This window comes from Arthrobacter sp. FW306-1B-F12A (assembly GCF_058781865.1).
Map to the genome: position 1 here is coordinate 1 of NZ_JBYSXD010000108.1, position 1,424 is coordinate 1,424.

General features: G+C 67.1%; 1 protein-coding gene. It reads right to left on the reverse strand.

Annotated features, from left to right (window positions below; translation table 11 throughout):
• Window positions 1–3 precede the first annotated feature (3 nt).
• Window positions 4–1,314: an ISL3 family transposase gene (locus AC3WJU_RS22420; RefSeq protein ID WP_492260921.1), complete on the reverse strand. Its 1,311-nt coding sequence runs from the start codon at window positions 1,312–1,314 to the stop codon at window positions 4–6.
• Between the last annotated feature and the right edge of the window lie 110 nt (window positions 1,315–1,424).

Sequence of the window (1,424 nt, forward strand, 5' to 3'; positions counted from 1 at the left end):
GGCTCATCGCATTTGAGGGTGTAATCGCGGTCTGAATCCGCCGGTTTCGAGGAGTGATCGGGCGATGTAGTTGGCAAGGTTCCGGAAGCCGAGCGCGGAGCCGCGGAGGTGTTCGAGCCTGCCATTGAGTGCTTCCGTGGGGCCGTTGCTGGTGCCGGGCCGGTCGAAGTACGCGAGCACGTCCCCTGCACGGCGTTTCAGCGTCCGGCCCAGCGTAATGACCTCGCTCAGCGCAGCGGGAACGCCGGCACTGATCGCGCCGATCAGTGCTTGCATGAGCTCTTTGCCTCGGGTGCCGTCAGGTTCTCGGTACGCGGCGATGACGCGCTGGTAGATGCCCCAGGTCGCTTCGACTTCGGCGTGGTTGTCCGCAACGAACAGGGCCTCCAACCTGTCCTTCTGCTTCTCGGTGAGCAGATCGTGCCCGGTGTGCAGGGTCCGGCGGGCGGCGTAGAGCGGGTCCCCGGACCGTCCACGGTGACCAATGGTCTGCTGCTGCACGCGCTGGCGGCACCTGTCCAGGGCATCGCCGGCAAGCCGGACGACGTGGAACGGATCCATGACCTCGACCGCGTCCGGGAGCTCCTCGGCGGCTGCGGTCTTGAACCCGGTGAACCCGTCCATCGCAACGACATCGATCCCGTCCCGCCACGCTTTCGGCCGCCCGGCAAGCCAGGCCTTGAAGACCTGTTTCGAGCGGCCCTCGACCATGTCCAACAACCGCGCCGGACCCGTCCTGTCACGGACCGGGGTGAGGTCGATGATCACGGTGACGTACTTGTCCCCGCGCCGGGTGTGCCGCCAGACATGCTCATCAACGCCGATCACGGCCACCCCGTTGAACCGGGCAGGGTCCTCGATCAACACCCGCTTGCCCTCGGCAAGGATCGCGGTGTTCGCGGTATGCCAGGACACGCCCAGGCCTTCCGCGACGCGGGCGACGGTCAGGTGCTGGCACACGATGCCCTCCAGCGCCCAGCGCAGCCCGCGACGGGAGATCTTCGCCCTCGGCTGCGCCGCTTTGGAGATGTCCTGCCGCCACACCCGGCCGCACCCGGTGCACTTGTAGCGGCGGACCCTCACCAGCAGCGTCGTCGGCCGCCATCCCAACGGTTCGTGCGCGAGCGGCCGTGTGACCGTGCCGCGGGCGATGCCCTGGCCCCCACACGATCGGCACCAGTCATCCGGATCAACGGCACGGCATTCCAACACCGCACGGCCAGGGGCGAGTCGCTGCCCGGCAGCTTCGAGCCCAAGCTCATCGAGCCGGCAGAACGTAGTCAGGTCAGGAGGCAGGAAGGTAGCGTTGGACACGTCGAGGTCTTCCGGATGGGCAGTGTAGGAACTTCCATCATCGGAAGACCTCGACCCCTATCCGGCCAACGACGCGCCCACCCCCGCTACACCCTCAAATGCGATGAGCC